The sequence below is a fragment of the Mycobacterium sp. genome, from assembly GCF_025933915.1.
Taxonomy (GTDB): domain Bacteria; phylum Actinomycetota; class Actinomycetes; order Mycobacteriales; family Mycobacteriaceae; genus Mycobacterium.
Genome location: NZ_JAICZA010000268.1, coordinates 1 through 3,538, shown reverse-complemented (window position 1 = coordinate 3,538; position 3,538 = coordinate 1). Strand labels below are relative to the sequence as shown.

General features: G+C 69.5%; 2 protein-coding genes and 1 pseudogene. 2 read left to right on the top strand and 1 reads right to left on the bottom strand.

Annotated elements, in window-relative coordinates; translation table 11 throughout:
• Positions 1–192 precede the first annotated feature (192 nt).
• Together Q0W90_RS23760 and Q0W90_RS23755 are read left to right on the top strand one after the other, a co-directional pair.
• Positions 193–1,248: a tyrosine-type recombinase/integrase gene (locus tag Q0W90_RS23760; RefSeq protein ID WP_297777046.1), complete on the top strand. Its 1,056-nt coding sequence runs from the start codon at positions 193–195 to the stop codon at positions 1,246–1,248.
• A complete protein-coding gene (locus Q0W90_RS23755; RefSeq protein WP_297777043.1) occupies positions 1,245–3,071 on the top strand; it encodes a site-specific integrase in 1,827 nt (608 codons plus the stop codon). Before Q0W90_RS23760 ends, Q0W90_RS23755 begins: the two co-directional genes overlap by 4 nt.
• A 325-nt stretch (positions 3,072–3,396) precedes the next feature.
• Here Q0W90_RS23755 and Q0W90_RS23750 read toward each other — a convergent pair.
• A pseudogene (locus Q0W90_RS23750) lies at positions 3,397–3,538 on the bottom strand (tyrosine-type recombinase/integrase); the annotation flags it as partial.

Sequence of the window (3,538 nt, the reverse complement as noted above, 5' to 3'; positions counted from 1 at the left end):
CTCGGGCAGCACCGGACCGAGGCGGGACTTCGCCAGGGTGAGCGCTTTCTCGTAGTCGGCGCGGACGGTGGTGTCGAACAGCCGCCCGTAGCGCAGGCTCATCTCGGCCGAGACGTGTCTGATATGCGGGTGATCGAGTCCCTGGTTGACCGGCCCTGCGTGGGCGGTTGATCGTCGAGCGAGGAGACGCCCGTGAATGAGTTCGTGCCGTGTTTGACCGTTCAGCGCGATGGGCCGGAGTTGGCCGCGATCAGGCTGGGGCATCCGCTGCTGGATGACTACTTGGCCTTTGTTGGCGCGCGTGCCCGGAGGAACACGTGGCTGGCGGTGGCCTCGGACTTGAAGGTCTTCTTCGGGGTGGTCGGCAAGGCGCCGGCGGAGGTGGGCGCTGCTGACGTGTTCGCGTTCTTGTCGGCTCAGCGGGCTCCGCGCCGGGGTGAGCGGGTGGTGCGCCTGGACGATGGCGAGGCAGGTTTGGCGGCGCGCACGATTGCCCGACGGTTGTCGAGCGTGCGGGGCCTGTATGGGTATCTGGTCGCTCGCGGCGATGCCGGTGTGACCAACAACCCGGTGCCTGGCAGCCTCGCCGCGCGTCGTCCCGGCGGACGCCGTCGCAACGGTGGCGTGCCGCTGGTCCGCACCCCGCGCACCCTTCCGCGGGTGTTGTCGCCCGGCGAGGTTGACGCGCTGGTCGGAGCACTGCGAACCCACCGCGACCGCGCCATGGTCGAGGCGATGTTGCTGGGTGGGCTGCGTCGCTGCGAGGTGCTCGGGCTTCGGCTGGAAGACGTCAACACCGGTGAACGGCGTCTGTTCATTGCCGAGGGTAAGGGCGGCCGGCAACGCGTTGTCCCGGTGTCGGGACGGTTCTTCGCCTCTCTCGGCGCCTATCTGGAACAAGAGCGGCCGGCGACCGCGTCGACCACTCGGGTGTTCGTGGTGCTCAAGGGCGCTCGGCGCGGAGCACCGCTGTCGGCGTCCGGATTGGATGAGATCCTCGACGGCGCCCGCGGCCGCGCGGGGCTGAGGCGGGCGACCTGCCATCAACTGCGGCACACCTGCTTCACCCGGCTGCGGGAAGCGGGTATGGCCTTGGAGGCGATCCAGGCCCAGGCCGGGCACGCCTCGATCGACTCGACCCGCATTTACCTGCACCTGGCCAACGACTGGCTGGAGAAGGAGTACCTGCGCGCGGCCGAGGCGATCGAAGCCCAAGCCGTCGGGCCCGCTGATGGAGCGATGCGGTGAGCGGCTCACCGGCGTGCCGCGCCGACGTCGAAGCCTTGGTTGGCGCCTACCGCGCCGACCTGATCGCCGCGGGCATGTTCGCCGACCACCCGGTGACCTCCGTAGCGCGGTCGTTCTTCACCCGGGTCGGTCTCGACGGCTGGGCCCGACTGCCGCTGGGCGAGCAGTGCGCGCTGCCGCTGAAGGACCGCCGCGTCGTCGGCTGGCTGATCGTGACCGGCCGGGTCCGGCCCAGCCCGGACTACCTGGTCGCCTGCCGTCCCTACCTCGGCGAGGTCGCCGCGCACCACCACCAAGCGTTCCATGAACGGTTCCAGGTGACCTCCGTCGAGCTCGGGTTCAACCCGATCGTCACCCGCCTGCAGTGGTCGGCGCTGGCTAAGGTCGCCGCCGTGTCCGGGCTCACGATCGAGCAACTGACCGCGACGACGATCCAGACCGGGCAACACGCGCTGGCCGTGGCGATCGGCCGGCACCGGCCCAAGAGTCATGGGGTGAAAGCGCTCAGCGCCGCCCTGTTCGGCGCGCAGACCACGTTGTTCCATCTCGGTGTGCTCGACACACCACCCCGCAAGACGACTCCGAACCGTGCCGCCGAGCGGGCCGCCGCGTGGACCGCGGCACCGCCGCGGCTGGAGGCGACGCTGACCGGCTATATCGCGCAGACCCGGCTGTCGCTGCGCGCCTCGACCATGGTGCGGGTCGAAGGCGTCCTGCGTGAGTTCGCCGGCTGGCTGGCCGAACACGCACCCGAAGTCGATTGCGTCGCCGACCTGCGCCGTCGCCACATCGAGGGCTACAAACTGCACCTGGCCGCCCGCCCCTCCGCCCGTGGCGGCACGCTGACCAAGACCAGCCTGGCCGAGCACCTCGGCACGCTGCGCTCCTGCTTCGAACGCCTCGCCGAATGGGGCGGCGACGACGTCCCCGCAGCGGTACTCGTCTTCGCCGGCGACCTGCCACTGCGCGACGCCCCGTTGCCCCGCTTCCTCGACGACGGCGCATTCACCAAGCTGCTGCAGGCCACCCGCGCCGACCCCGATCCGTTCGTCCGCCTCGCCGTGGAGTTCCTCGCCCGCACCGGGCTGCGCAAGGGCGAATTCCTCGACCTCACCGTCGACTCCGTGGTGCAGATCGGCGCCGCCTACTGGCTGCACGTGCCACTGGGCAAGCTGCGCACCGACCGATACATCCCGCTGCACCCCCAGCTCAAGCAGCTCCTCGACGACTGGATCGCCGAGCGGCCAGCCAGCCTGCGCAGCCCGCACCTGTTCATCGAGCACGGCCAGCGGATCCGGCAGGGTCGCGTCGACCGAGCCGTGGCCAAGGCCGCCCAGGTCGCCGGGATCGGGCACGTCAACCCGCACCGGCTCCGGCACACGCTGGCCACCCAGGCGATCAACCGGGGCATGTCCCTCGAAGCGATAGCTGCTCTTCTCGGGCATCGATCCATGCGGATGACCCTCGTTTATGCACGGATCGCCAACCGCACCGTCGCCGAGGAGTACTTCTCCGTCTCGGAGAAGGTCGAAGCCCTCTACGACGCGCCACGCGAACTGCCTCCCGATGCCGAAGGCGCCGAGATGCGCAAACTGCGCGGCGAGATGCACCGGCGGATGCTCGGCAACGGCTACTGCGCCCGCCCGGTCGGGCTGGACTGTCACTTCGAGTCCATCTGCGAAAGCTGCACCTTCTTCCAAACCACCATCGAGTTCCGGCCTACCTTGCAACGCCAACGCGATGACGCCGCCGACAAGGGCCAACTCGGCCGGCAGAAAGTCTTCGACGGACTGCTCGCCCGGCTCGAGGAGAGTGCGTCATGACCGGCCAGCCGCTTCGCCCCACCACGCCCGGTGAGCTGCCCGCGCCACACCTCGATTCCGACAGCGCCCAGGTCCTCACCGACGCCCTCGAGGCCCTGGCAAGACTGCGCACTCCGTATTGGCTCGGCGACAGCCGCTTCCGACTGCACACCCTGCCAGCCTCATCGCCGAGGCTCAACGCCAGCTCCCACAGGCCATCAGCGACGCCAGGGACCAGGAGCTGACCTGGGAGGAGATCGCCCACCTCCTCAAACGTCTCGCCCCCCACAGCACGACGCCGAGCGCACCAATGACGACGGACCCCTTGACAAGGATCACCCGCATAATGTCCGAGCAGGGCCATGAGCGCCTGGAGCGAGACGCCTGAGTTCACCAGGGCGGTCGCATAGGTGTGGCGCAGCTGGTGTGGGGTCGCGTTGCCGATGCCGGCCTGTTCGGCGACGGTAGCCAGTTCGTCGCGCAGGGTG